The sequence below is a fragment of the Faecalibacterium sp. DFI.5.82 genome, assembly GCF_029076575.1.
In the GTDB taxonomy this organism is placed as follows: Bacteria; Bacillota; Clostridia; order Oscillospirales; family Ruminococcaceae; genus Faecalibacterium; species Faecalibacterium duncaniae.
This window is the reverse complement of record NZ_JARFIS010000003.1, coordinates 46,888-70,629: the sequence shown is the minus strand read 5'-3', so window position 1 is coordinate 70,629 and position 23,742 is coordinate 46,888. Positions and strand designations below refer to the sequence as shown.

The 23,742-nt window shown below is 55.8% G+C and carries 21 protein-coding genes, 1 tRNA gene and 1 other annotated feature; of the genes, 4 read left to right on the top strand and 18 right to left on the bottom strand.

All coding sequences use genetic code 11. The annotated features are described in order from the left end of the window. Positions 1-70: 70 nt before the first annotated feature. From P0G09_RS05980 to P0G09_RS05955, 6 genes are all read right to left on the bottom strand, one after another. Positions 71-4,537 (bottom strand): hypothetical protein, encoded by a 4,467-nt coding sequence (locus P0G09_RS05980; protein ID WP_275252204.1) that lies wholly within the window; start codon positions 4,535-4,537, stop codon positions 71-73. A 369-nt stretch (positions 4,538-4,906) separates the two neighbouring features. Next, the gene (locus P0G09_RS05975) at positions 4,907-6,046 is read right to left on the bottom strand and encodes an XRE family transcriptional regulator (protein ID WP_275252203.1); all 1,140 of its coding nucleotides are present in this window, start codon (positions 6,044-6,046) and stop codon (positions 4,907-4,909) included. Positions 6,047-6,413: 367 nt separating this feature from the next. Further along, positions 6,414-6,659 (bottom strand): hypothetical protein, encoded by a 246-nt coding sequence (locus tag P0G09_RS05970; RefSeq protein WP_275252202.1) that lies wholly within the window; start codon positions 6,657-6,659, stop codon positions 6,414-6,416. A gap of 16 nt (positions 6,660-6,675) precedes the next feature. Continuing rightward, a complete protein-coding gene (locus P0G09_RS05965) occupies positions 6,676-7,188 on the bottom strand; it encodes a hypothetical protein (protein ID WP_275252201.1) in 513 nt (170 codons plus the stop codon). 222 nt (positions 7,189-7,410) lie between these two features. Further along, positions 7,411-7,755, bottom strand: coding sequence for a hypothetical protein (locus P0G09_RS05960; RefSeq protein ID WP_242852757.1), 345 nt, complete (start codon positions 7,753-7,755; stop codon positions 7,411-7,413). 431 nt (positions 7,756-8,186) lie between these two features. Then, positions 8,187-8,263 (bottom strand) — tRNA-Val (locus P0G09_RS05955). A 158-nt stretch (positions 8,264-8,421) separates the two neighbouring features. Between P0G09_RS05955 and P0G09_RS05950 the strand changes: the two genes are divergently transcribed. Then, positions 8,422-8,586, top strand: a complete 165-nt coding sequence (locus P0G09_RS05950) for a FeoB-associated Cys-rich membrane protein (RefSeq protein ID WP_275252200.1) — start codon at positions 8,422-8,424, stop codon at positions 8,584-8,586. A gap of 39 nt (positions 8,587-8,625) precedes the next feature. On the opposite strand, the gene P0G09_RS05945 is transcribed toward P0G09_RS05950, so the two are convergent. Both P0G09_RS05945 and P0G09_RS05940 read right to left on the bottom strand, forming a co-directional pair. Beyond that, entirely contained in the window at positions 8,626-8,919 is a 294-nt protein-coding gene (locus P0G09_RS05945; RefSeq protein WP_005935258.1) for a hypothetical protein, read from the bottom strand. After that, entirely contained in the window at positions 8,919-9,158 is a 240-nt protein-coding gene (locus tag P0G09_RS05940; RefSeq protein ID WP_099357280.1) for a helix-turn-helix transcriptional regulator, read from the bottom strand. Before P0G09_RS05940 ends, P0G09_RS05945 begins: the two co-directional genes overlap by 1 nt. 183 nt (positions 9,159-9,341) lie before the next feature. Between P0G09_RS05940 and P0G09_RS05935 the strand changes: the two genes are divergently transcribed. From P0G09_RS05935 to P0G09_RS05925, 3 genes are read left to right on the top strand one after another with little or no spacing between them, the layout of a single operon-like run. Then, positions 9,342-9,962 carry a LexA family transcriptional regulator gene (locus P0G09_RS05935; RefSeq protein ID WP_005935252.1) on the top strand — a complete coding sequence of 207 codons (621 nt, stop codon included), beginning with the start codon at positions 9,342-9,344 and terminating at the stop codon, positions 9,960-9,962. A gap of 1 nt (position 9,963) precedes the next feature. Beyond that, entirely contained in the window at positions 9,964-10,656 is a 693-nt protein-coding gene (tsaA, locus tag P0G09_RS05930; protein ID WP_275252199.1) for a tRNA (N6-threonylcarbamoyladenosine(37)-N6)-methyltransferase TrmO, read from the top strand. Between the two features lie 11 nt (positions 10,657-10,667). Beyond that, positions 10,668-11,543 (top strand): LysR family transcriptional regulator, encoded by an 876-nt coding sequence (locus P0G09_RS05925; RefSeq protein ID WP_098924336.1) that lies wholly within the window; start codon positions 10,668-10,670, stop codon positions 11,541-11,543. A gap of 79 nt (positions 11,544-11,622) precedes the next feature. Here the strand turns inward: P0G09_RS05925 and P0G09_RS05920 are convergent, their stop codons facing one another. The 10 genes from P0G09_RS05920 to P0G09_RS05875 all read right to left on the bottom strand — a co-directional run bounded on the left by P0G09_RS05920 (position 11,623) and on the right by P0G09_RS05875 (position 23,692). After that, a complete protein-coding gene (locus tag P0G09_RS05920; protein ID WP_097771671.1) occupies positions 11,623-12,654 on the bottom strand; it encodes a P1 family peptidase in 1,032 nt (343 codons plus the stop codon). A gap of 117 nt (positions 12,655-12,771) precedes the next feature. Beyond that, entirely contained in the window at positions 12,772-13,710 is a 939-nt protein-coding gene (gene metA, locus P0G09_RS05915; protein ID WP_117477148.1) for a homoserine O-succinyltransferase, read from the bottom strand. A 186-nt stretch (positions 13,711-13,896) separates the two neighbouring features. Then, positions 13,897-15,171 carry an O-acetylhomoserine aminocarboxypropyltransferase/cysteine synthase family protein gene (locus P0G09_RS05910; RefSeq protein WP_097773321.1) on the bottom strand — a complete coding sequence of 425 codons (1,275 nt, stop codon included), beginning with the start codon at positions 15,169-15,171 and terminating at the stop codon, positions 13,897-13,899. 197 nt (positions 15,172-15,368) lie between these two features. Further along, positions 15,369-16,025 (bottom strand): methionine ABC transporter permease, encoded by a 657-nt coding sequence (locus P0G09_RS05905; protein WP_154276926.1) that lies wholly within the window; start codon positions 16,023-16,025, stop codon positions 15,369-15,371. Further along, positions 16,022-17,035, bottom strand: coding sequence for an ATP-binding cassette domain-containing protein (locus P0G09_RS05900; RefSeq protein WP_097771606.1), 1,014 nt, complete (start codon positions 17,033-17,035; stop codon positions 16,022-16,024). The genes P0G09_RS05905 and P0G09_RS05900 overlap by 4 nt, the downstream gene beginning before the upstream one ends. A gap of 150 nt (positions 17,036-17,185) precedes the next feature. After that, positions 17,186-18,112 carry a MetQ/NlpA family ABC transporter substrate-binding protein gene (locus tag P0G09_RS05895; RefSeq protein WP_275252198.1) on the bottom strand — a complete coding sequence of 309 codons (927 nt, stop codon included), beginning with the start codon at positions 18,110-18,112 and terminating at the stop codon, positions 17,186-17,188. 113 nt (positions 18,113-18,225) lie between these two features. Then, positions 18,226-18,485 (bottom strand) — a binding site (T-box leader). 81 nt (positions 18,486-18,566) lie between these two features. Next, on the bottom strand, positions 18,567-20,369 hold the full coding sequence (dnaK, locus tag P0G09_RS05890) for a molecular chaperone DnaK (RefSeq protein ID WP_097773320.1): 1,803 nt from the start codon (positions 20,367-20,369) through the stop codon (positions 18,567-18,569). Positions 20,370-20,466: 97 nt separating this feature from the next. Then, positions 20,467-21,528, bottom strand: a complete 1,062-nt coding sequence (locus P0G09_RS05885; protein WP_275252197.1) for an SseB family protein — start codon at positions 21,526-21,528, stop codon at positions 20,467-20,469. A 127-nt stretch (positions 21,529-21,655) separates the two neighbouring features. Then, on the bottom strand, positions 21,656-22,288 hold the full coding sequence (locus P0G09_RS05880; RefSeq protein WP_249257446.1) for a helix-turn-helix transcriptional regulator: 633 nt from the start codon (positions 22,286-22,288) through the stop codon (positions 21,656-21,658). A gap of 417 nt (positions 22,289-22,705) precedes the next feature. Next, positions 22,706-23,692 (bottom strand): Ig-like domain-containing protein, encoded by a 987-nt coding sequence (locus P0G09_RS05875; protein WP_035394831.1) that lies wholly within the window; start codon positions 23,690-23,692, stop codon positions 22,706-22,708. Between the last annotated feature and the right edge of the window lie 50 nt (positions 23,693-23,742).

Below are 23,742 nucleotides of genomic sequence, written 5' to 3'. Positions count from 1 at the left end.
GGAGTATATTCTCAAGAACTTTATATGAGAATTACGCTATGCACAACACAAAATGTTTTCTGTTTTTATATTATCGATTGGTTTCCCGCAAAAAATCTTCCATCTGGATGACATTGCTGCGGAAAGTTTCATCAAAAACGTCCAGAGCTTTTTCTCTTTGCTGCACAGTAGCCGCTGTTTCCAGCAGCAAAAACGGAAGCTTGCAGAAATCATCGACGGCAAGGCCATATCCCTTAGTTGCATCCTCACAGGCCCGGGCGCAAAAAATGTACAGATTTTCCCACCAAGCAGAGCTGTTTTCTTTTCTGGATTCCAGAAAAAAGCGGATCAAAGCGTACTCAGCCCGGTTTGCACACCGTTCCACAAAAACCTGTAAAATGTCCGGATCGTGAGGCCCAGGCTCCCGGCAATACTGCCATACGATATGCTGCGGGATCTCCTGGCAATTTTGCAGTGTATAAAGCAGCAGCTGCTTGGCAGCGGTGTTCTTAGGCTCCTGTTTTAGGTCGTCGAAACACTGATCCAAAATTCCATAGGCCTGTTCTGGCATATACTGCCTTTGGAAAAGGTAGGCATGGACATCGGGATCTCCTTTGATGCACATCTCAGCCAGAATACGGGCAGCATTACGAACAAGATCCTGCTCCGTTTCGCTCTGCTCAAATGCCCAGATCAGACAGGCACGGCATTCTTCCGGATGGACTGGGTAAAGCTGCATGATAAACCATCCGGATGTATAGTGTAAAATGCAGCGCGAATCTTGCTGCAAAACTTTCCAATAGCCTTCGCAGGCAAAAGGCTTGTCTACTCTACTGACTGCTGCAAGTGCATCTATCACGGCATAGCGAACCGAAGGATGCGGATCCTGAAGACCATGCTCGAGGACGATCTTCCAATCCGCTACTTTTTCCGGGCACTTCCATAAAGTTTCTGCGATCGTTCGGAACGCATACCCCCGGATGCTGTTCAGTACGTTGTCCCGGAGACACTGGCAGGATTTGTTCTGTGGGTCGTCACACGATGTTATATTGTATGTGTTTTCCTGCGGATTTTTATGCTCAACTGCCAGAAAGCGCAGACGCTGATAGCTTTCAGCAGACCAAGGGGCTTCCGGGTGGTTGATCAGTAAACCGCAAAATCCTGAAGCCAGCTCATAATCCATCTCCGCTGTCATGCAGCGTGTGAATTTTTCAGCGACGGCTTCAACAGTTTCAAACCCGACCGCATCAAATACTTCTTTTTTTGCGAATACATTCAGGATTACCGCCGAATAATTCGCATCAATCTGCTCGGGTAGTTTTTCTGCAATACCAGCCAGCCGCAAAGGCTCTGTGACGAAAAAATTTTCCAGTGTCCGGGCAAACTCTCTGGGAGAGGATTCCAGTCCCGGCCGATGGAAGTGCTGCTGAATGGTATCACGAGGTGATAGATGCGGCATGTCCGAAGTGAGCAATCGGATCCATGCCGCATCGCTCAGCTTTTCTGCATGATCTGCAATGGACGAACGAACGGTATAGCTCTCTATGAGCCTTCCTTTTTTATACCATACATCTAAGCCCTGCTCTTTCCGGCGCTGCAGCACAGCTTGCAGTGCTTTGCTTTTGCTTCTGGCTGGATCCATCGCGGGCAAAAGCGTCTCCTGCAAGCCGCCCCAGTAGGGCCAATATCCTTTTTGTTTAAACCGCTCTCGCGCGATTTCCAGCATATTGGGAGAGCGATTGGAAACAATGCGCTGCTCCATTTGGTCAAATTGATCATCGGACCAGAAGGGAGAGAACTTTTTCAGAACCTCTGCCGCATAGGTCGTCATCCGCTCTTCCGGGCTCGTTATGTCTAGAAAGTGTTCCGGGAACTTCTCCATCAGCCATTGATAGGCCAGCATGGCGTCTTGCTCCGGTAAAAGTAGGAGCGTTTTTAAAATCCATTCATGTTCCAACCAAGATTCTGTATGCAGATGATTTGCTATAAATTTTTCTACATACGGAAGATCCTGCTGCACCAGCTGCTGCAGCGAATCCTGTATCAGCTTTACATAGCAGCGTACACCATTGTAATATCTGTCATACGCTCGCCATCGCATCCGAGCATCCTCCCCTTTGGATACCTCAATTACCAACGGACACAGCGTTTCCAATACACCCTTGGGGAGTTTCTGGGAAAGTTCCATGAATTTTGGTGCGATATATTCCTGATGTGACGATACCTGTCCAAAGGCAAGGGCCAGATATTCCACCGCCTTATCAGGGCATGTCTCCACCCAGGCTTCGTACTCACTGGTATTCAGCCCCAGGGCTGGCTGTGTTTTCAGGATCTGCAGGCATAGTTCAACCGTTTGACGTTCCAGATTTTTGTGCATCCAAAACAGCCTTAAAATATTCCGGTCATTTTCCGGCGTTTTTCCAATATAGGGCAGCACCGCTTCTCTTACAAAAGCCTGGTCGCTCGTTACAAGCGGGCGCAGCAACCACAACGCCGTGGGGTCGGCCCAGGATGCGGCAAACCCGGCCGTTACATACTGCCGAATAAATGCACTGTGCCCCCAGAAAACACGGTGCAGGATTGTTTCTCTCCAGACATCTTCATTCCAGTGCGCCTGAATGAACGCTATGATTTTTTCTCCGGGAGCCTCTATCTGCCCGAGCGCTTCCCAAACGGTACACTTGTAATAATAACGGATGTTTTTGCTGGTCAGAAAACTTTCGGCTCTGTCTAAAAACAATGTTGTGCCAGCGCGCAGCAGCACTTGCCAGAGCATCTGCAGCCGCACCCGATATTCCGGCCCCTGGGCATTGTAAGAAGGCAGAAGTTCTTCCACCTTTTTCCTGTGCAGAATATCTTGCAGCCAGCACTCTACATTCAGGTAATCGGCCATGCTTTGATGAACAAACGCCAAACAGCCTTCATTTTTGTATAATACGTTTTCTGAAATCAGGAATTCCTGCACCTGCTGGTTGCCCGGGAGAGCCATTTCCGGGACACAAGGAGTTTCCTGCATCAAGCTCAGTAAAGCGTTTAGAAATGACTCGATGGCATCTGCGTGGATGTTTTTTTGCTCTCCATGCTGAATGATCTGCGTTTTCCATTCTTGCATCAGGTCAACCGGAGTAGTAAACGCATTATCTTTTCGTGCATCCTCCAGGAACTGCCAGATGTATAAGTAACAGGGGGTTCGCAAAATGCGCTTCATGGCTGGCAGCATACGGGCATAACGTTCTTTGCCTACAAAAAATTCCACTCGTTCCTCGTCCCATGCATGCAGTTTGATCTGTTCCCAGGGATCGGACTGCTCAGGGATTGCCAGAGTGCAAAGCCTGCGCAGTGCCAGATCGTTCTCGTAGTCAAACTTGCGGCTGACTAAAACGACCCGGACAACCCGGTCTCCACTGCAGCTCAAAGCCTGCACCTGCCGCAGTATCTCTCCGCAGACATCCAGTGCTTCTTCGCAGGAACGGGTCGCCCAGCGAAGGGAGTCCAACTGGTCTAAGATGAGAACGCCCATCTGACCACTGGCCAACTGGCTTTCTAGGCAAAGCACTGGCGAAGCCCTGAATCCCAAAGCTTCGCCGTAGTATTCCGGTGTGCCTTGGGGAACCTTTTGGTCAACTGAAAGCGCCAAGTACGGAATATGCTCATTATCCAGCTCATCCAACAATGCTTGCACACAACCACTTTTGCCGATGCCTGCACCGCCAAGGAGCAAAACATTTTTGCCTGCCAGAATGGTCTGCAACACCGTGTGAGCTTCCTGTATGGGGAAAGGATGATCGCCGATGGGGCGGAAGTGGGACTTGAACCGATGATTCAGACGCTCGATCTGCAGTGGGATATTGGTATCGGAGGCCAGAAGCCGGCGCTGGTATCCCCGCTGTTCCAGATATTGCTGCAATACCCCCGCCGTGAGCGTTTTGCCATAATTATCGTTCTCCGTCAGGTTCAAAAGGACATCATAGACATCATCCGGGTTCCCGGTGAACATACTGCCGAGCACGTATTTCCACTGATCTCCCTCTACCGAATCATCACTGAGCGTACATATTTCAAACTGCCGCAGATAGAATGCAGCCTGTTCCTGATCCGCTGCTGTCTCTCCCAGTCCAAGATTTTTTCGCCACTGATCGAATAGATTTTTTCGGTCATGCGTCGTCAGCTGATCCGTTACAAAGCGCTGACAGGAGTCCGAATTTCTGGCCGCCAGACACAAATCATTCAGCGCCACAAAGGGAAGTGCAGTCACAAACACAAAGTGATTCTGCTCCGTCTTTACATGTTCCTTGATATGCTGAAACACCTTATGCCGTGCTAACGCAGACATCGTCCAGTGCTCATTGCTGCCGTTGCGTGCCTTACACTGGTGAAAATCCTTCTTTCCGCCTTGGTATTCTACGATAATATCCGTGCCGCTTTCATCGTCACCTGTGGGCTCACTCTGTACACTCAGCAGGCCGCCCTGCAAAACCTTTGCCATGAGAGACACGAAATATCTTCGTTCGTATCGATTGCCAAACTTATCAGCGCGTCCGCCTAATTCAAATGCCATCGTCCGCTCCTTATTTTTAGAGGTCAATGTTTCTGCTTATTTTTAAGGATATTTTGCAAATAGCTTTCTGTCAAGAGCTTTTGTTTCAAATTATGATAGCTTTACGTCTGCTGACTATTGTTTTTCTGTTTTCTTTTCGTGCAAAGATATTCTGAAACGTGCTGTCGGGCACACGCCCAAATTCAAAACGCCGGATGAAGTCTATCTCCATCCGAAAACCAACCAGATAATCGAAGCCCGAAGCCTTTGATAAGGCCAGTCAACTGGTCAAGGATGAAGTTTTGGCTCTGCCAGAAGAATAATATCCCCACAAACCATAAAACCGTCAACGCATGAGATAGCTATCTCTTACGTTTGACGGTTTCTTTTTTACCCTAAAAGCACTCTTGCTCTGCGCTGTACCTCTTTTTCGATCATCTTCAAGCGATTTGGCGGCAGATTATAACGTGTCGCTCTGCGGTCAAAATGGAAATCCAGCAGCTTATGGAGCATTGTACGGTGACGAGGTTTCATTGCACTCTTTGCAGCTGCAAAGAAATCATCGTATGCAAGCGGAAGCAGTGTGCAGGCATATTCATCAAATGCTTTCTGGTTGTCCCAAAGATCCGTTCCGCCCAGACTGAACAGCGAGTTTCCGTGGTCAAACAGCGGTGCAGGTGCCGCAATCGTGTTGGTCTTATTATCTACCAGCACACCAAAGTTTCCATAGTGGCGGTCAGTGTTGCAGATGATCGCATCAAAGACCAACATATCTTCCAGCGCATCCACAAAGTTCTGACCTAACGTCTGATAATACGCAAAAATTGCTTTTATTCCACCTTTGGACACAAGCTGTCCGATGGGAATATAAGAATACTCTTTACTGGTGAACAGCTCACACTTGGAACAAAGCGTCTTTTTCAGATCTTTTGTCAGGGTGTAGCGAATCGCATTCACGCCCATCACCTGCGCAACTTGATAAGCGTACAGTTCCGAGTACGGTTCAAATCCAAAATTGCTGAACCCTGACGTGCCACCTTTATAAAGATAGATTTTTCCGTTTTGTCTGCGCCAGCATTTTGGCAGCATCCCGTTGGTCGAGAACTCCGGGCAGGACGCAAGCGAAGTTCGTATGCTGCTGCCATATCCTGTAAAGGCGATTGCTGCCAGCACCTGACTGAATCGGTTATTGTAAAGATTTACTTTTTCAAAGGTGTCACTGGAGCCCTCTGCATCTACCCAAAAGCAATCATTGAGTGAAAGACCTTTATTGGCTGCAATAATTCCAAGCGGTCGATTCAAAGAAAGCCCCACCTTAGAGAGCAGAGCGTCTACATACGCTCGGTTCTTCGGAATTGTGCGATGCCGCAGCCAGCGTTCTACACCATCTTCTGATACAGTCAGGTTCAAAGGTAAAAAGGAACGGTTTTCTTCGTAGACCTTTATAATATGGAGGTCAGTATCTGCACTGTCCATGTTTGCTTCAAAGGTAAGCAGTGGCAAATCAAAATGCCTGATGGTGTAGCGCACAGCGATTTCTCCTTTCATCCATGATCTTTTTCTTTATTATACGGCATCAAAATCCGAATGAAAAGCACCGTCGTCATTCTGCACAAAATTCAAGGATAAAATTTTATACCAAAAAATCTGCAAAAATCGGGTTTTCGGAGCCATTTTGCCGTTCCTCCCCGAATTTTGCTACAGATCTGCTACAAACTTGCTACAAACGACTGAAAAGGGGGTCTCCTACGCGTTTCATTATCAACATGCAAAAGTGAATCCGTTTCACTTTCGCATATCAAAAAGCACGTAGATACAAGAAAAAGCCGCCTACCTTTTCAGGTAAACGGCCTTACGTTTGGTGGAGCATTGTCCACAGCAGGCGAACCTGATGTGTTCAGCCGGCACGATGAATGCCAAAGAACGGTGCAACGGTGGAGGCGGCTTTTCCATTGGCATGAGCCTGTTTCAGGCCATAGTTTTTTCGTGCCACAGCCTCCACAAAGGTACGGTCTTTTTCAGATGCATTATAGTAGTCCACATTAAAGCGCTTACACGTCATAAGCAGTTCATCCAGCCACGACATGGTTTCATCCGACATGGGAGAAAAATCGATGTCAAAATCTTTATTACATTCTTTCATATAATTTCCTCCTTTCTCAAAAAAGATACGAAGAAAAAATATCTTTGGACGCCTGATCGGCGATCATAAATGTCTTGGGTCCGTCCGGATACAGAGATGCGACCGGACGTGCGCCAAAATCCCGGATATAATGCTGTTCCAGTTCGTCTGTTTTCGCTTCAAAAACAACTACGCCGTTGCAGTTAGCATCGATCGAAAGCTGGATGCCGAATGCGATCATAGCTTTCCCAATGCCCTGATACTTCTTTTGTTTTGTCAGAGTGGGGTTGCTTTCCGGCTGGCTTTCGATGTAGGCAATATAGACCGCTACGCTTCCTTCCCGGATACGGTAAGCGCCCAGCGCAACGATCTCACCTTCTTCAGTTTTGGCAACGTACTTTTCTTTCTGAGGGTCAAGAATGAAATCTGTGTCCCAGACGGTCTGCCAGCCGCTCCGGGTAATTTCCAAATCATCTTTTGATGCTGCATCGACTTCAATATTGATATGCTTCCCGGTAGCAGATTCTATTACATAGTATTGCAAAATCATTGCGCCCACCTTCTTTCAATTTTATTATAACGAAAGAACGATAGACTTTCAAGAAAGAAAAGCACAAAGAGAGTGAAAGTGTGAGAGTGAAAGTGTGAGAGCAAGAATCGTCCCGTGGCCACAAATTTTCAATTCTTGAAAATTCTTGCCCCTTTGGGACAGCTTCTTGTTGGGGCGTGCCTGCCCCAAACCCTGCTAGGAACGAGTACGACAAACTGGAATTTATACCCGGTACTTGTCTCGATTTATAGTCATATCAACCAAATGAAATACAAGTAAGATAATAAAAAAAACGGAAACTATTATTATTCCTGCGCCCGGCTTGATAAAATCAATTATACCGCCAAGACAAAAGAGCATTGCCCATGTCTTAATCCGTTTTCCAGTAACTCTGCATATTTTCTCTGTGTTTAATCCAGTATAATCTCCTGATAAAAACAGCACACTTCTTTCTGTATTCCTTGATTTGATAAAAAATCTTCCAACAAAAAAGAGAACAGTTGCCATCAGTAAATCAATAAATATAATTATTATTTTCATTTTCAACACCTCTAATTCTAAGTTCACAACTTCCAATTTACTGGGCTAAGCCGAGTATACCATACTCTCCAATGAAAGAACACCCCCGATATAGTGAAATTTTGCCATTTTCCTGCGTACGTGCGTACACGCTCCGCAGGGATTCCAAAGGGGCTATGCCCCTTGGCACACAGACTTTGGAACAAAGTCTAGTGTGTTACACCTTGCCAGAGGTGTACACGCTCTCCCGGTACGCACGTACGCAGCGATTACCCCCAAACGCGCCATATAGGGGGGACGACCAAGTTCGCACAAAGCGAACTTGATCCCGCAAAACAAAAGGCAGGATACCACTATCATAGCGATACCCTGCCTTTGCTCGTTTACCGTTCCGAGTAGTCCTTCCGCAGAACCTCCGATAAACAAAAAACGTACCCGAACCCTTTTTCGTAAAGAATCGGGTTCGAGTACGAACTGTATGGTGGAGAATTAGGGACTCGAACCCCAGACCCCCTGCGTGTGATGCAGGTGCTCTAACCAGCTGAGCTAATCCTCCGAATCGGAACAAGAGAATTATACCACAACCGAAGTGGATTGGCAAGCCCTAATTTTGATTTTTTCGCAATTTTTTCCCACTGCGAGGCAGTTGCTCTTTTGCGCAAAATGGTGTATACTGAAATTGCGCATTCCAGCGCAAAAAGAGAGGTTTTTTCAATGCTGACACTTCGTGGGATCATTACCATTCTGGTGCTGGCAGGGCTGTTTGCCCTGGCAGTGGTCTGGATCTCCAAGCAGGGCGGCTGGAAAGGCGAAGGCTGCGGCGGCAACTGCGCCTCCTGCCACCAGCACTGCGATACTCCGGAAAAGAAACCGCACTGACTGCAATGCCCCCGGATGGCTATCCGGGGGCATTTTGCGTCACAGGGCACCGTAACGGGCGGCAAAAACGGCTACGGTGCTCAGCAGATCGAGCTGGGCTTTCTGGTAGGTGGTGCGCCCGATGCAGAGCCGCTCCAGCACATCCTCCTCCTTGCGGCGCTCCAGGTAGCGCAGCTGGAGCAGGCCTGCACGGATGGGGTCGGCGGTGCGGTAATACTCCTGCGTCTGCTGGATGGCCCGGGCCCAGCCCCAATTGGCCGGGCTGCGGGCCCACTGGCGGGTACCGTAGTTCTGCAGGGCCTCCCGGGTCTTTCTGCGCTGTTCAGCGGTCATCACGCCGCCCCCTTTCTTTGGCACATCCGGGTGCCCGGGCCAAAGAAGCAGGCATCCCGCTGTTCCATGGTCAGCCCCAGCATGGCAGAAAGACGGTCGGCTTCGCTGACTTTGAAATCGCTCTCGTCGTTCAGCTTTTGATGCAGGGCGCTGCTGCTGATGCCCAGCACCCGTGCCACATGGCCCAGCTTGAGGCCCTGGCTTTCAATGTAGGCGCGGATCTGTGTGGTATTTGTCATCAAAGGTTCTCCTTTCATCTGGATCTCTGCGTGTCGTTTCACAATCTTTGGTTGTATTATAGTTCGATGTTGATTTTTTGTCAACTATTTTACCAAAATCGCGCGAAAATCGTTGATTTTTAAGAACTTTTCTGATATACTTACGGCAGAACATTCTTTTTCAGGAAAAGCGAGGTCCCTGCCATGTCAGAACTTTCCCGCCGTATCTTACAGCGTCGGCTCGAGCTGGGGCTCTCTCAGGAAGAGCTTGCCCAGCGGATGGGCTACCGCTCCAAATCCTCCATCACCAAGCTGGAAAAAGGGGTCAACGACATCCCGCAGTCCAAGGTGGAGGAGTTTGCCGCTGCATTGGAGACCACCCCCGCATGGCTGATGGGGCTGGAAAACACTGCGTTTGTCCCGCCGGGGTTTGAGCCCCTGCCCGAAATGGTACGGGTGCCGCTGGTGGGCAGCATTGCCTGCGGCTCCCCCATCACCGCCGAACAGAACATCGAATGCTACATCGGCGTTCCTGCCGCATGGCACGCCGACTTTGCCCTGACCTGCCACGGCAGCAGCATGGCCCCCACCATCTGCGATGGTGACATCGTCTGCATCCGCTGCCAGCCCGAGGTGGAGCAGGGCGAGATCGCCGCCGTGCGGATCGGCGATGAGGCCACCTTAAAGCATTTTCACCGGCAGGGCGACACCGTTATGCTTCTGGCCGACAACGCCGCCGTCTGCCCGCCCATGATCTATGCCGGGCCACAGTTGAACGAGATCCAGATCGAGGGCAGAGCCGTGGGCTTCTGCAGAGGTTTATAATATGAGCAACGAAACCATGACCCTGAAAGTCATCGCACACATCCACACCGCCTTCCCCACCAAGTTCGGCATCCCCCGACAGAGCGGGTTGGTGGACGGCCTGCGGGGCGAAATCATCTTCACCCCGGAATACCGCAACGCCGATGCCCTGCGCGGGCTGGAGGATTTCAGCCACATCTGGCTGGTGTGGCAATTCTCCGGCGCGGTGCGGGAGAGCTGGTCTCCCACCGTCCGGCCCCCGCGCCTGGGCGGCAACACCCGGATGGGCGTGTTTGCCACCCGCTCCCCCTTCCGGCCCAATCCGCTGGGCCTTTCCAGCGTCAGGCTGGAGGCCATCGAGCACCGCCCCGAGGTGGGCCCGGTGCTCATCGTGCGGGGCGCAGACTTGATGGACGGCACCCCCATCTACGACATCAAGCCCTACATCCCCTACGCCGACTGTCACTCGGATGCGGCAGCCGGATTCACGGCACAGACCCAGACGCACAAACTGCAGGTCGAATGCCCGCCGGAGCTGTGGGAAACCGTACCCGCCGCCGAACGGGACGGCCTGCGGGGCGTGCTGGAAAACGACCCCCGTCCCTCCTACCAGCACGACCCGAAGCGGGTATACGGAATGGAATTTTCGGGATTGGAAGTCCATTTTGTCGTAGATGGTGCTGTTCTGACCGTGACCGGCATCACCCGCCGCTGAGAGGTGCCGCCGTGGAACTGCGTACCATCAACACCTTTTTGCATATTGCGGAGCTGCACAGCTTTTCCCGTGCGGCACGGGAGCTGGGGTATTCCCAGTCGGCAGTCTCCGCGCAGGTGGCCCAGCTGGAAGCCGAATTGGAAACGCCGCTCTTCGACCGGGTGGGCAAAACGGTCCGCCTGACCGATGCCGGGCAGACCTTTCTGACCTATGCCCGCTCCCTGCTGGCCACTGCCGAGCAGGCCAAAGCGGCCCTGCAGCCTGCCCGGCAGGTCAGCGGTACCCTGCGGGTGGCACTGGCAGATTCGGTCTGCAGCACCTTTCTGCCCGACCTGCTGCAGCGGTATCACGCCCTCTGCCCGCAGGTGGAGCTGGTGCTCCGCACCGCTACCGACGATGAGATGCTCCAGATGCTGGGCTCCAATCAGATCGACCTGGCATACACGCTGGACAAGCCGCTGCTGCAGCCCAGCTTTGTGCTGGCTGTGGATGAGCCGGAGCCCATCTGTGTGGTGGCCCCCGCCGGGCACCCATTGGCCGGGCAGGCGGAGGTCACGCTTCAGGAACTGGCCGGGCAGGAGTTCCTGCTGACCGAGCGAGGCATGAGCTACCGCGATGCCCTCGACCAGTGCATGGCAGCGCAGGGGCTGGCCATCAAGCCCTTCCTCGAGCTGGGCAGTGCTTCCCTGCTCTGCCAGATGGTCGAGCACGGCATGGGCCTCTCCTTCCTGCCTGAGTACATCGTGCAGAATGCCCTCGCCGCCGGAACGCTGGCCCGCCTGAATGTCCCCGCCTGTCGCGTGGAGATGCGGCGGCAGCTGTTCTACCACAGGGATAAATGGCTCACCCCCCAGATGAAGGCATTCATCACGCTGGTGCAGAGATAAAGACAGCGATAAAAAAACAAGCCTTTCCGTTGGTGTCACACTGTGAGGTGCACCACACGGAAAGGCTTGTTTTTTCACATTATTTTTTCAACAGGTCGGAAAGGCACTGCACCGTCCGGCCATGGTAGCCGGTGACGGTCTCGGCGTGGAGCAGGCTGCTCAGGACGCTTTCCTCCACACACTCGGCCACCGCCCGGAACAGCGGGTTGATGGCATCATCGTGGAGCATCTCCATGGGCAGGAGGGCTTTGTCCGAGTAATGCGGCATCCGGTTGGCCGTGGTAAAGGCCAGAACGATCTCACCCGAACCGTTGCCGCAGGCACTGCCGGTGCGGGAAAGCCCCACCAGCGCCCGGTGGCAGAGCCGCCGCAGCTGGCGCTCGCTCAGGGGGATATCTGTTGCCAGCACCGTGATGATGGAGCCCTTGTCCTCATGGGGCGGGATGCGGGCTTCCAGCAGCTCGTGGATGGGTGTGCCCGCCACGATGAGGTCATCGAAGGTGGCATGATTGGAGAGCACCAGTGCCCCGATGGTGTAGGACTTACCGTCCAGCTCCACCAGCCGGGAGGCAGAACCGATGCCGCCTTTCAGCCCGTGGCAGCGCATTCCGCGTCCGGCACCCACTGCACCCTCAGCGAAATCGGCTTTGCAGTCTGCCAGAGCGGCAGCCACATGCGCCTCGGTGACATGCAGGCCCCGGATATCGTTCAGGCCGCTGTCGTTGCACTCGCAGACGACCGGGTTCACACTGCCGGTGGTCTCGCAGATATCGGGGTTGCGCTCCAGCATATATTTGACCAGCGCCGTTTCCACGGTGCCCACACTCAGGGTGTTGGTAAACAGGATGGGGGTCTCCAGTGTACCCAGCTCATCGATCTGGACAAGGCCGGTGGTCTTGCCGAAGCCGTTGATGACATGGCAGGCCGCCAGCACCTTATCATGGAACACATCCCCGGGGTGGGGCAGCAGCGCGGTCACACCGGTCTGGATGTCGCCATCCGCCAGTGTGCAATGGCCCACCGTCACGCCCGGCACATCACTGATCTTATTGCGCTCCCCGTGGGGCAGATGCCCCACCCGGAAGCCCCATTCATTCTTATCGATTCCCATAAATACCTCTCCGTTATTGCTTTCCAATACTGCCCCTCCTGATAGGAGAGGCAGAAAAACAGTCGTGCGTAAACCTGGCTTCCCCATGGGGGAGCCGCCGCAGGCGGCTGAGCGGGCTCACCCCTCAGAGTGCTTCACGCGCTGCATCTCCCCCAGATCATAGGGGGTATTCTGGTAGACATAATAGTTCAGCCAGTTTTCATACAGCAGATGGGCGTGCGCGCGCCAGCGGAAGAGCGGCGGCTGGCTGGGGTCGTCGTTGGGATAGTAGTTTTTGGGCACTGCAATGGGCAGGCCCTTGGCAACATCCCGCTTATACTCCGCATCCAGCGTGTATTTGTCGTACTCCGGGTGGCCGATGACAAAGATCTGCCGGCCGTTCTCGGTGCTCATCAGGAAAGGCCCTGCCTCATCGCTCTCGGCAAGGATGCGCAGCGCACCGCAGTGGTCGATATCCTCCCGGCTCATGGCGGTGTGGCGGCTGTGGGGGGCATAGAACACCTCATCAAAGCCGCGCACCAGCGGGTTGGAGGGCCGGATGACCCGGTGCTCGAACACGCCGAACATCTTGGCAGGCAGCAGCTCCTTGCGGATGCCGTAGTGGTAGTACAGGCCCGCCTGCGCACCCCAGCAGACATGCAGGGTGGAATAGACGTTCGTCTCGCTGAAATCCATGATCTCGCACAGCTCCGGCCAGTAATCCACCTGCTCAAAGTCCATGGTCTCCACCGGAGCGCCGGTGATGATCATGCCATCGTAGCGGTTATGCTTCACCTCGTCAAAGGTCTTATAAAAGGCCTCCAGATGGGCCGCGGAGACGTGCGTTGCCTCATGGCTCACCGTCTGCAGCAGGGTCATGTGCACCTGCAGCGGCGTGTTGGCCAGCAGCCGGGCAATCTGGGTCTCGGTGGCGATCTTGGTGGGCATCAGGTTCAGGATCAGGATCTCCAGCGGGCGGATATGCTGGGACGCTGCCCGCTCCCGGTGCATGACAAAGACGTTTTCCTCGTACAGAGCATCGTAGGCGGGGAGCGTTTTCGGGATGATGAGGGGCATAGTGTCGTACTCCTTTGGTGCGGATATTGATAGCGGCCTCGCCCTCTCCGTCACGGCTTACGCCGTGCCACCTCCCCCAAAGTGGGAGGCCTTGGCAAAACCACAAAGTTTATTTTTCGCCAGAGGCTCCCCCTTTGGGGGAGCTGCTGAACGAAGTGAAGCTGAGAGGGCGAGCCCGTTTGCCTTTTAGATCTTATCCAAAGCCTGTGCGATATCTGCGATCAGATCCTCAGCACTTTCCAGACCGCAGCTCATGCGCACCAGCTCTGCGGGCACACCGGCGGCTTTCAGCTGCTCATCGTTCATCTGGCGGTGGGTGCTGGAAGCCGGGTTCAGGCAGCAGGTGCGGGCATCGGCCACATGGGTCTCAATGGCGGCCAGCTTAAGCTCCTTCATAAAAATGCTGGCGGCTTCGCGGCCGCCGGCCAGACCAAAGCTGACCACGCCGCAGCTGCCATTGGGCAGATACTTTTCAGCCAGTGCGTGGTAGGGGCTGGACTCCAGGCCGCAGTAATTCACATAGGCCACCTTGGGATGGCTTTCGAGGAACTTTGCCACGGCCATGCCGTTGGCGCAGTGGCGCTGCATCCGGACATGCAGGCTTTCCAGGCCGAGGTTCAGCATATAGGCATTCATCGGGGACTGCATGGAGCCGAAGTCCCGCATCAGCTGAGCCGTTGCCTTGGTGATAAAGGCACCCTCTTTGCCGAAGCGTTCGGCGTAGGTGATGCCGTGGTAGCTGTCGTCCGGGGTGCACAGGCCGGGGAACTTCTCGGCGTGGGCCATCCAGTCGAACTTGCCGCCGTCCACGATGGCACCGCCCAGCACAGCGCCGTGGCCGTCCATATACTTGGTGGTGGAGTGGGTCACGATATCCGCGCCCCACTCAAAGGGGCGGCAGTTGACCGGCGTGGGGAAGGTGTTGTCCACGATCAGGGGCACGCCGTGGGCGTGAGCAGCCTTGGCAAATTTCTCGATATCCAGCACAGTCAGGGCGGGGTTGGCAATGGTCTCGCCGAACACCACCTTGGTGTTGGGCCGGAAGGCAGCGTTCAGCTCCTCCTCGGTGCACAGCGGGTCCACAAAGGTGGCCTCAATGCCCATCTTCTTCATGGTGACGGAGATGAGGTTGAAGGTGCCGCCGTAGATGGTGCTGGATGCCACGATATGGTCACCGGCCTCGCAGAGGTTGAACAGGGCAAAGAAGTTGGCTGCCTGACCGCTGGAGGTCAGCATGGCGGCGGTGCCGCCCTCCAGCTCGCAGATCTTCTTGGCCACAAGGTCACAGGTGGGGTTCTGCAGGCGGGAGTAGAAGTAGCCGTCGGCTTCCAGGTCGAACAGCTTGCCCATATCCTCGCTGGTGGCATATTTGAAGGTGGTGGACTGGATGATGGGGATCTGGCGGGGCTCGCCATTGCCGGGCGTATAGCCGCCCTGCACACAGATGGTATCACGGTTCATTGCAACATACTCCTTTACTGGGTTTGTCCGAATAGTACAATTCCCCGCAGGAGCACATGTCTCCGGCGGGGAATTGAAACGTTGAATTTTACTTCCCGTCCGGGACGAAATGAGGAGAGAACTCCTTCCGTCAAAGCCTTTCGGCTTTGCCACCTCCCTCTCCGAGGGAGCTGGCGCACGAAGTGCGACTGAAGGAGTTACTTCCTCAGCCGCTTATCGCTTCTGGTGGCCCAGAAAGTGCCAACGGTCTGGAAGATCTGCACCAGCAGCACCAGCAGGATGACACAGACGATCATAATGTTGGTCTGGTAGCGGTAGTAGCCGTAGGAAAGGGCGATCTTGCCCAGGCCGCCGCCGCCGATGACACCGGACATGGCCGAGTAGCCCAGAATGGTGGTCAAAGCTGTGGTCATGCTGGAGATCAGGCCGGGCAGGCACTCGGGGATCATTACTTTGGTGATGATCTGGAACGGGGTCGCACCCATGCTCTGGGCGGCTTCCACCACACCCTCATCCAACTCGCGCAGGCTGGTCTCCACCAGACGCGCCACAAACGGGAAGGCCGCCACCACCAGCGGGACGATGGTGGCCTTGGTGCCTACGGTGGTGCCCACGATGATACGGGTCAGCGGAAAGACGCAGATCATCAAAATCAGGAAAGGCACACTGCGCAGGATGTTGATGATGATATTCAGCAGGTGCATCAGCCAGCCGGGCAGGGGCAGAATGCCGTCCTTATCACCGGCCACCAGCAGCACGCCCAGCGGCAGGCCGATGACCAGAGAGAACGCGGTGGAGAGCAACGTCACATAGAAGGTCTCCCAGATGGCAAAGCCATAATCTGCAATGGTCATTCTCCGGTCACCTCCTCCACCGTAATGCCGGGCTGTGCCCGCATATAGGCAGCAGCCTGTTTTGCTTCGTCCAGGTCAGCGGGCAGCTTGAGCAGCATGGAGCCGTAGCACTGGCCGCTCAGGTCGCGGGTATCGGCGCTGAGCACCGACACCAGAATGCCCTTTTCGGCGGCAAGGCTTGCCACCAGCGGTTTTGCGGCGGAAGAACCGTTGAAGGTCACACGCACCACATGATCGTCCGGCGCAAAGCTGGACAGGTCGCGGGCTGCGCTGCCGCCGTTGGGAGCCACCAGACGCTTTGCCGCGGCGGTCTTGGGGTTGGCGAAGATCTCCTTCACCTCGCCCTGTTCCACCACAACGCCGCCGTCCAGAATGGCAACGTGATCGCAGATCTCCTCCACAACGCTCATCTGATGGGTGATGACCACCACCGTGATGCCCAGCTTCCGGTTGATGTCCTTAATCAGGGTCAGGATGGAGTGGGTGGTGTTGGGGTCCAGCGCGCTGGTGGCCTCATCGCAGAGCAGGACCTTGGGGTCAGTTGCCAGTGCGCGGGCAATGGCAATGCGCTGCTTCTGGCCGCCGGAGAGCTGGGCCGGGTAGGCGTTGGCCTTATCGGGCAGGCCCACCATTTCCAGCAGTTCCTTGGCGCGCTTTTCGGCTTCCTCTTTCTTCACACCTGCCAGCTCCATGGGGAAGCAGATGTTCTTCAGGCAGCTGCGCTGCATCAGCAGGTTGAACTGCTGGAAGATCATCGTGATCTCCCGGCGGCGCTGGCGCAGCTGGGCAGGCGTGAGCTTTTCCATCTCCACGCCGTCAATGACCACGCTGCCCTCGGTGGGGCGCTCCAGCAGGTTGATGCAGCGCACCAGCGTGGATTTACCCGCGCCAGACATGCCGATGATGCCGTAAATCGAGCCATCCGGGATGGTCAGGCTAATGTCCTTCAGCGCATTCACTGCGCCGTCCTTCATCTGGAAGGTCTTGGAAAGGTGTTTGATCTCGATCACAGAAATTGCTCCTTGCTGTTGAATAAGCTCCTTCAGTCAAATCCTTACGGATTTGCCAGCTCCCTCATAGAGGGAGCCTGAAACAGAACGGTCAAGCAAAGGCCCCCTCCCCGAGGGGGCTGTCACCGCAAGGTGACTGGGGGAGTTCGCTTAACCCTCGATCGGGCTCAGGTCGCTCTGCTTGCCGCCGTAGATGCCCATAGGCTCAACGTGGATACCGGCAACGGAGACCAGGTGAGTGCCCTTCTCCTCATTGAAGTTGTCCAGGTAGGGCTGATGCTGGAAGTAGTTGGTGTCGCACTGGCCATCCTCAACGATGGTGTTGGGGATCACATAGTCATCGTACTCCTGGATGTCCAGCGTAATGCCCTTGTCGGCCAGGATCTGCTTGCAGACCTCCAGGATCTCGCAGTGGGGAGCGGGGGTGGCAGCGCAGCTGACAGTCTCACCGTTCAGTGCGTCATAATCGATGGAAGGATCATAGCCGTCAGTGGGGTCTTCCACAACGGAGACCACAGCGCCGCCGTAGCTCTCGGTCATAAAGTCCTTGACCTGCTGGCTCTGCAGGGCAGCGACCAGAGCCTTGATCTTGGGCTCCTCCTCATTGCCTTCCTTGCAGACCAGAACGTTGACGTAGGCAGAGGTGCCATCCTCCATGGCCAGAGCGTCGGTCATGGGGTCCAGACCGGCGGAGATGGCGTAGTTGGAGTTGATGACAGCGTAGTCCTCATCCTGCAGGACGTTGGGCACCTGAGCAGCCTCGACCTCGTCCACATTGACGTTCAGGGGATTCTCTTCGATGTCGTTCTTGGTGGCGGTCAGGCCTGCATCTGCCTTCAGCTTGAAGAAGCCGTTCTTCTCCAGCAGGGTCAGAGCGCGGGCCTCGTTGGTGGTGTCGTTGGGAACAGCGACCTTGATCTTGTCCAGCTTGGCAGCGGTGGAGGCAGCCTCAGAGGATGCAGCGCCGGAAGCGGCGGAGCTTGCGGTGGAGGAAGAACCGCCGCAGGCGGTCAGGGCAACGGCAGCAGCGGCCACGCCGGAAACTTTCAGAAAATTACGACGAGTGATCTTAGACATTTTGTTTTCCCTCTCTACTTTTACAAAAATGTTTTTGTGCGGTGCGGCACAATCCGCACCCTTTGCACCGGAAGCAAAATAAAAAACGCTTCCGTCCTCAGCGGGCATACACCCACAAGGACGAAAGCGTAAAACTTCCGTGGTACCACCTTGGTTTACTGTCCCCTCACAGAGACAGCCTCACTGCTGCGGCGTTTTGCAACGCGACAACCGGACGCTGTAACGGGCGCTCCCGTCGCAGGCTTAGCACTCTTGCACTTCGCCCCCGCGGCTCCGAGACCATTTTCAGTTCCCTGTTTCCTGCCCTTTTCCACCGCCCGGGCTCTCTGGAAGGATCAATGCGAAAACCTACTCTTCTCTTCACAGCCATTTTTGTGATATTGCATACATAATACCCCACTCTTCCGGGTTTGTCAACCCTTTCAACGAAGTTTTTCAGTAGGGAATTGCCCGCTTACTGCCGGCCGGCATCCTGCTCCGTGCTGTACAGCACCATCAGGTGGTTGGCGCTAGCCTCCAGCTGGGATTTTGCCTGACGGAGGTTCGCCTCCTCGGTCTCGTTCATCTTTTCGGGCTTATCTTTGCGCAGGCAGCGGCGCAGGCTGGCAAGGTCGTTCTTGACTCGGTTCTTCTCGTCCTTGTCCAGTTCCTTTTTACACTTGGAGAGGGCTTCATCCACCTTGTAAGCCAGCATCTCGGCCTGATTGTGGAGTTCCAGCCGCTCCCTGCGGCGGGTATCCTCCTCCTCGTAGGCGGCGGCATCGGCCATGGCGCGCTGGATCTCGTTCTCAGAAAGATTGGTGCTGCCGGTGATGGTGATGTTCTGCTCCCGGCCGGTGCCCAGATCCTTTGCGGACACCTTGACCACGCCATTCACGTCGATGTCAAAGGTGACCTCGATCTGGGGCTTGGAGGAGAAGCCGGAGCGGATGCCGGTGAGCTTGAATTTGCCCAGGCTCTTGTTGTCGCGGGCAAAGTGGCGCTCGCCCTGCAGCACGTTGATCTCCACGCTGGTCTGCATGGGGCGGGCCGTGGTAAAGATCTGGCTCTTGCGGGTGGGGATCATGCTGTTGCGGGTGATGAGGGGGGTGGCCACGCCGCCCAGCGTCTCAATGGACAGCGTCAGCGGGGTAACATCCATCAGCACAAGGCCCTGCGCGGCCGCGCCGGTGGCACCGGCCAGCTTTCCGCCGCCCTGCAGCAGGCCGCCCTGCACGGCGGCACCCATGGCCACGCATTCATCGGGGTTCAGGGTATGGCTGGGCTCACAGCCCAGCAGCTCCCGGACCTGCCGCTCCACAGCGGGCATCCGGGTGCTGCCGCCCACCAGCAGGACTTTGCCCAGCTGGCTGGCGGAAATCCCGGCATCCCGCAGGGCGTTCTGCACCGGCTGAACGGTGCGGGCCAGCAGGTCACCGGTCATCATCTCAAACTGGGGGCGGCCCAGGCTCAGATCCAGATGGTGGGGGCCATCCTTGCCCACCGCGATAAACGGCAGGTTCAGCTGGGCGGAAAGCGCGCTGGAAAGCTCCTTCTTGGCCTTTTCCGCTTCCTCCTTCAGGCGGCCCATGGCGGCGGGGTCCTTGGTCAGATCGATGCGGTCAGACCTGCGGAATTCCGCCACAGCCCACTCAACGATGCGCTCGTCAAAGTCATCGCCGCCCAGATGGGTATCGCCGCCGGTGGCCAGCACCGTAAAGGTGCCGTCCTCGATCTCGATGATCGAAACATCAAAGGTGCCGCCGCCCAGATCGTAGACCAGGATCTTCTGGGGAGCTTCGTTGTCCAGGCCGTAGGCCACTGCGGCGGCGGTGGGTTCGTTGATGATGCGCAGAACATTCAGGCCCGCAATGCGGCCCGCGTCCTGAGTGGCCTTGCGCTGGCTGTCGTCAAAATAGGCAGGCACCGTGATAACGGCCTCGGTCACCGGTTCGCCCAGGTAGCTCTCGGCATCGCGGCGGATCTTGGTCAGGATCATGGCACTGATCTCCTGCGGGGTCAGATCTCTGCCATCGATATGCACCCGGTGATCAGAACCCATGTACCGCTTGATGCTGGACACCGTGCGGCCGGAGTTTGTGGCGATCTGGCGCTTTGCCGCGCCGCCCACCAGACGCTCGCCATCCTTGGTAAAGGCCACCACGCTGGGGGTGGTGCGCTCGCCTTCGGCGTTGGTGATGACCACAGGCTTGCCGCCCTCCACCACCGCCACGCAGGAGTTGGTGGTACCAAGGTCGATTCCGATCACTTTGCTCATAGTGCTTGTCCTCTTTTCTTCGGCGCAGAATATTTCCTTGAATATCTTACCGGTTTCCTATGACGATTTCTTAGAACAAATGTAAAGAAACTGTGTTTCAGGCGTTTTTATCATCGGCCAGCAGCTGATCGGTCAACAGTTCAGCCTCCCGCAGCCAGTCGGCAGCATCCGTTTCGCCCTCGGCCTGCAGGATCCGAAACCCCTGCACGGCTTCGGCCACCTGCAGCAGCGCCTTTTTGCGGGAGAGGTACTGGGTCTCGTACTGAGCAAGACGCAGGCAGACCTGCGGGGTGTAGGCGATGTCCGGCACCTCCCGGGCAGCGCTCTGGGCGCGGCGGTAGTATTGCAGGGTCTCAGCCATCTCCCCGCCCGATGCAGCACAGTCATCCCCCAGGGCGATCATGGCCTGCACCTCCCCGGCCTGCGCGGCCTTTTTCCACATCCGCCGGGCCTGGGTCTTATTCTTCCGGGCACCCCGGCCATAATACAGGCAGTCCCCCAGGGCAGAAAGCGCCTCTGCGCTGCCCGCCTCGGCAGCGGCAGTGTAGCGGGCCGCCGCTTCCTGCCAATTCCCGGCCCGGGCGGCGGCGTGCCCGGCTTCCAGTTCCTGAGCGCCGGGGTTGTCGCTCCCCCGCTCCGATCTCAGCAGCCCGCTGAGCAGGGAGACATCCAGCGTGGCAGAGCTTGTCCACGGATCCAGCACCACACCATCGATGCCGTCCGTTTCCAGCGCATACTCCATGGCGCTGCGCAGGCTGCGCTCCACCATGGGGCGGGTGGCGCTGGCCTTTTCCGCCTCGGCGTTCTTTACCGAGGTGAACAACGGCAGATAGTGCCGCTCTTTCCGGGTGTGGAGCAGCCAGGGCTGCAGGCCCTCGGCCCGCTCCTCCGGGATGGGCAGGTGTGCCCAGGGGGCGGCCCCGCTCTGGGGGTCCACCGCCGCATCCAGCGGAACCAGCACCTTGGTCTGCAATTCCAGCGCATAGTTCAGGGCGTTCATCAGGCTCCAGAAATGTTCCTCGTTCTGCTCCCGGTACAGCCGCGCCACGGCCTCCTCCACAAACGGGCAGCCTGTGCCCACCGGCCCGTACTGCGGCGCAGTCCGCTTTTTTCCGCTGCCCACCGGCCGGAAGCGCCGACCGCCCATGTTGTATGCCATTTATCTCACCCTTCTTTTTCATCAATAGGATAAGTATAGCAGGAATCCGCAAATTTCACAATATTTTCCCGCAGGCAGCCGAACGCAAAAACAGCAGGCGGCTGCACATGGCCGTCTGCTGTTCGGTTCACTCTTCTGCCGGTTTCTCCGCATCGTCCAGATAGTTCTCGATGCTGCCGATGCTGTACCGGTTCTCGTTGGCTTTCACGCTCCGTGCACTGGCATCGTAGCAGGCTTCCAGAATGGGCATCACTGGCTGCTGGCCCTCCGGGTCGGTCAGATGTCCGATGGCCCGGGCCTCATAGTAGTTGTCGATGATCTGGTTCACGATCCGTTTGCGGTCACGGAGCGGAGTCTGCAGGTTGGCCAGCAGCTCCTGCCGGATGCCGCAGCTGTTGCTGCCGTGGTCACCGAACAGGATGTAATACTCCTGCTCGATCTCCAGCGGTGCAGCCTGATGCAGATAATAATCCGTCAGTGCCCTCCGCTTCTTTTCGGTGCTGAAGCCCTTGATATCCTCCATGCCGCGCGGAAAGAGTTCCGGATGCCGGATCCACATTTCATAGGGCCCCACCGGCAGGTGCAGAGTATCGAATACATCCAGAAAATCCTCCAGCGCAATGCGGATCTCGCCCCGCTCCCATTTCTGAATGGTACGCTTGTCCCGCCCCAGCATATCCGCAAGCTCCTGCTGAGATCTGCCCGCCATGTTCCGGGCAAAGGCAATGGCTTCCCCGATTCGGTTCCGGTAGTTGGTCATATTCTTTCCCTCCTGACACACACTTGTACACCAGGCATTCCAACGTCTGGCGACATAAAATACTTTCCTCTGATAAAAGGATAATGGTTTGTCCCGCCTTCTGTCAAGAGTTGCAAATTCAATCACTTCACGTCAAATTATTGTTAAATGTGTCATCCAAGCCGGGCAGCCGCCTTTTTTGCAGAGATTTCGCCGCTCCGTGGGGCATCCGCCCCCTGTCTTAAACAACGTTCGGGCCATTTTGTCCTTTTTCACCTGCCAGAGGCAGCCGGATGTGTCATGTACACCACACCATGCGACGCAAAATATTTTTTGCAAAAAATTCCTCTTCGGCAAGTTTTTCCCAGCGCATCCGTTTCCATACACGCAAAAACCGCCCATAGCCGTCAAAAACAGCCATGGGCGGGTGCTTTTTCTTTATGCCAGTTTATTCAGCCTTACGGCAACGTAGGGATCAGGGAGCTTGAGCTCGTCAGCAAGGTCGGCTTCAGATTCGTACTTCTCCGCCGCCATGCCCACCACAACGCTGCACACGTCAAAGCGTCCGGCAGGTGAAAGGGCCGTGACCTTGGCTTCTCCATCGGCAATGGCTGTCACCACGCCATCCGCATCCACGGTAACGACACCGGGGTTGCTGCTGACCCATGTAATGGGCACACTGCCGCCGCCTTCCACCGCAACGGTGGCCGTCAGGCGTTCCTGGGTGCCCACGGTGCGGAGCAGCAGGTCACTCTTGTTCAGGGTCACCTTGCCGATATCCGAAGTCACCGTGACGCTGCACCGCAAAGCCTGGCCGTTGGAGACCATTGCCGTGATGGTGGTGGTGCCCGCCGCCTGAGCCGTGACAAGGCCCTTATCGCTGACTGTGGCAACCTCAGGGTTGCTGCTCATCCACTGGTAGACATAGAGGAAGGAGTGGTCGCTGTTGGTCAGCTGGAGCTGATGGGTGGGGTGCAGGTCATTGTACTGCAGCACAAGACTCAGGCTGGTGGTATCCAGCGTGGGCTTTTTTCTGGCTGCTTCTTCATTTTTGCGGGTCACGGTCACCTTGCAGGCGGCACGTTCGCCGTGGTCGGAGATGGCGGTGATGATGGCAGTGCCCGCATTGCGGCCCGTCACCTTGCCGTCGCCATCCACCGTGGCAACATTGGAGTTGCTGCTCATCCAGACGATGAAGTAATAATCGCTCTGTCCGCTGGTGTACAGGTAGCCCTTGGGGCGGGGGTCATCATCTGTGATCTCCAGCTCCATCTCGGTCAGCTCCAGTTCCAGCTTGGAGCCGGTTCCGGTCAGGCCTGTCAGCACACCGGGCGCGGCCTGCGCGGGCAAAGGGGCAGCCAGCAAGGCCCCGCTCAGAGCCAGCAGGGCCAGAAGCCGCCCCGCGGTTTGGAATTTCCATTTCATTGGGTCGAACTTCCCTCCTTGTTTCATCCCATGGGATCAAAGGAATGCCG